Here is a 2,867-nt window from a genome sequence, read left to right as displayed (position 1 = left end):
CGCAAAAATATTTTCAAAGTCTCTCAAAAACCCTATTCAGCACCAATAAGTTAGTGGGCAAAATAAAATTTAAGATTGAACTTTGGGCTTTCAGGTAACGGCTTTCGGCGGTAGGCTTTGGAAAAAAGCATGGCTGTGGTTATTAAAAAACATTCTAACACTCTTTGCCTAGTGCCTAAACTCATAACTTTAATCTTATTCTGCTCGATAACTAAATTTCTTTTTCACAGATAAATTAAACTAATCTAGTAACGAAATAACCTCAACTACAGTCATGATATAATAATAAACCCAATCAAAGAGTTGAGCGTCACTGTAGTATCTTTGTGAATCAGTACAACATGTTCACAACAGACTAAACCCTATTTTCGCTCAGCAAAGCAAGATGTATCACATGCAAAAACTATTTACAACCTTGATGGGGCTATTATGGCTATCATCTTTTGGTATTATTGCGCAAAATTTTACCTTAAAAGGACAAATCATCAACCAATCTACACAGTTACCTATCGAAGGTGCCATTGTACGCACCTTACCTAATGGTTATGCTGTTACTAACTCTTTAGGAGAGTTTTCTATTTCGAAATTGGCTTCTTCAGAAGTACAAGTACAGATTTCACATATCGGTTTTCAGAAATATGAAGCCAAAGTAAAAACAAATCAAACCCTTAAAATTGCTTTGTCCATAGCGATGGTACAGCTCGATGAGGTAGAGGTACATCCCGAAAACGCACACCAACAGCAAACAATTAGCAGTATTGATTTGCAGCTAAGACCTATTAATAATTCACAAGAAATCCTCCGCTCAGTACCTGGATTATTTATTGGTCAACATGCGGGAGGTGGCAAAGCCGAACAGATTTTTCTACGAGGTTTTGACCTCGACCATGGTACCGATATCCGCTTGACAGTGGATGGTATGCCCGTAAATATGGTATCGCATGCGCACGGACAAGGATATGCCGATTTGCACTTTGTAATTCCTGAATTGATAGAAAGAGTAGATTTCAAAAAAGGCCCTTATTATGCCGATAAAGGTAATTTTACCACAGCAGGTTGGGTAGATTTTAGAACAAAAAATGTCTTGGACAAAAACTTTGTAAAAGTTGAAGCTGGGCAGTTTAATACCTATCGTGCAGTGGGCGCGTTTAATCTTTTGGGACAAAAAGCCAAAGAACGCAACGAATCCATGTACGTAGGAGGAGAGTATAGCTATTCGGATAGTTATTTTGATTCGCCGCAGCATTTTCGTCGTATCAATGCCGTCACAAAATACAACCGTCAGTTTTCGAGTAAATCACAATTAACCTTGACGGCTTCTACTTTTTGGAGTAAATGGAATCACTCGGGGCAAATCCCCGACCGTGCAGTAGATTCAGGTCAAATTTCATTTTATGGTGCCATTGACGATACCGAAGGCGGCGAAACTAGTAGAAGTAATTTTAATGCACAATTGGTTACTCAATTGGGAAATGGCGTGTTGAAAAACCAATTATTTTACTCCAATTATAACTTTTTGTTATTCTCCAACTTTACTTTTTTCAAAGAAGACCCTATCAATGGAGACCAAATAAAGCAGCATGAAAATCGTAATCTTTGGGGAGGAAATACCAGTTATTCGCTTGAACATAGCAACGGTGCGAGTTCGAATATTGGTGTTGATTACAGACAAGATTTTGTAAACAACCTCGAATTATCACGAACCGTCAATCGAACCTTTGTTAGTGATTCATTGAAATACGGCAAAGTTATGGAACAAAACTTAGGATTTTACTACGATTATACCATACGACTATCAGAGCGATTGACAGCCAATGTTGGTTTGCGTTATGACGTGTTTTGGAATCGATATAACAACTTTTTGAGTGATTCGAGTAAATATACCTTAAGAGCAAATGCTTCTATTCTGAGCCCTAAATTCAACTTATATTATACCCCAAACAATCGGGTGCAATTGTATTTGAATACGGGAAAAGGTTTTCACTCAAACGATACGCGCGTTGTAGTAGCAACTCAAGGGCGTGAGATATTGCCAGCAGCTTATGGCTCAGACTTGGGAGTTGTTTGGAAACCATTTTCAAAATTATTGCTCAATATGTCGGCATGGTATTTATGGCTCGACCAGGAGTTTGTGTACGTGGGCGACGAAGCCGTAGTGGAGCCAAGTGGTAAAACTCGTCGTATGGGATTAGATCTTTCGTTGCGTTATCAAATTACAGATTGGTTGTACGCCGATATGGATTGGAACATCGCAAAACCAAGAGCATTGGGCGTAAACGAATTACAAGCATTTTTGCCGTTGGCACCTACAAGAACCTCGACAGGAGGCTTGAATGTCAGAACACAAAATGGATGGAGTGGCTCGTTGCGATACAGATATATGGCCGACCGACCAGCCAATGAAGATAATACGATTATTGCCAAGGGGTATTTTGTAAACGATATGCAGGTAAATTATCAATACAAGGCATATAACTTTGGATTATCGGTTCAAAACCTCGCCAATGTACGTTGGAAAGAAACGCAGTTTGCTACCGAAAGTCAGTTGAAAAATGAAACAGAACCCGTAAATGAAATCCATTTTACGGCAGGAACACCATTTTTTGCTAAATTATCGGTAGGCATATCTTTTTAGAATAAGTAGGAAGACGTTATTAGTCTGATTACTGGACAAAATTGAATGTACTAGTTCAAGACTTAGTCTTGGACTCATTTTTTTAACAGTTTAAAACTGTTTTTACAAAATTCAGTGAAAAAGTCTAAACACCTGAATTACACTTTCTCGTTTTGTCTAGTAATCAGACCTCAGATATACTATTGATTTAATATTTCCTAAAAAAATGAAAAAGGTACGATGTGAATCATTT

At 38.0% G+C, this 2,867-nt stretch carries 1 protein-coding gene; it reads left to right on the top strand.

What is annotated here, in order from left to right; translation table 11 throughout:
- Nucleotides 1–394 precede the first annotated feature (394 nt).
- Nucleotides 395–2,635, top strand: coding sequence for a TonB-dependent receptor (locus tag ACOVQ4_RS05985; RefSeq protein WP_421819742.1), 2,241 nt, complete (start codon nt 395–397; stop codon nt 2,633–2,635).
- Nucleotides 2,636–2,867 lie beyond the last annotated feature (232 nt).

Origin of the sequence: Flectobacillus sp. (genome assembly GCF_049240685.1) — a bacterium.
Taxonomy (GTDB): Bacteria; Bacteroidota; Bacteroidia; order Cytophagales; family Spirosomataceae; genus Flectobacillus.
This window is presented reverse-complemented; position numbering and strand designations above follow the sequence as displayed.

Coding starts and splice junctions, on each gene's coding strand:
- ACOVQ4_RS05985 (WP_421819742.1), top strand. CDS start 395: ATGCAAAAACTATTTACAACCTTGATGGGGCTATTATGGCTATCATCT.